The organism is Enterobacter sp. 61D5, from assembly GCF_034107965.1.
GTDB classification, from domain to species: Bacteria; Pseudomonadota; Gammaproteobacteria; order Enterobacterales; family Enterobacteriaceae; genus Enterobacter; species Enterobacter cloacae_M.
The window spans coordinates 1-354 of sequence record NZ_JAWNFK010000049.1 but is presented as its reverse complement, the minus strand read 5'-3'; the positions used below and the strand labels follow the sequence as shown (position 1 = coordinate 354).

Sequence of the window (354 nt, the reverse complement as noted above, 5' to 3'; positions counted from 1 at the left end):
TAGCGCCCGGGTGAGAAGCCTGTTCAACAATGCGAAGTTTGAAGTCGTTGGAATAAAAAGTACGGGATTCAGTTCGCCAGTCAGCTGCATTTTCCATGAATAGAACTCCATCTGATTTAGAAGGATCTCTAACCTAACGATCCCGCAACCAGAATCACAGATGGCAGTGGCTGGACGCTTACCCAAAACAAAATGGGCTTGCCAAAGCGCTGAGAGAGATTGGGCGCATCGAGCGAACACTGTTTATGCTGGACTGGTTTCGTGATCCGGGTCTGCGCCAGCGGGTACAGGCGGGGCTGAATAAAGGGGAGGCCCGTAATGCTCTTGCGCGAGCGGTCTTTATGCATCGTCTGG

Annotated in this window: 1 pseudogene; it reads left to right on the top strand. The window is 52.0% G+C overall.

What is annotated here, in order from left to right:
• Window positions 1-170: 170 nt before the first annotated feature.
• Window positions 171-354, top strand: a pseudogene (locus UTM25_RS22480) (Tn3 family transposase); the annotation flags it as partial.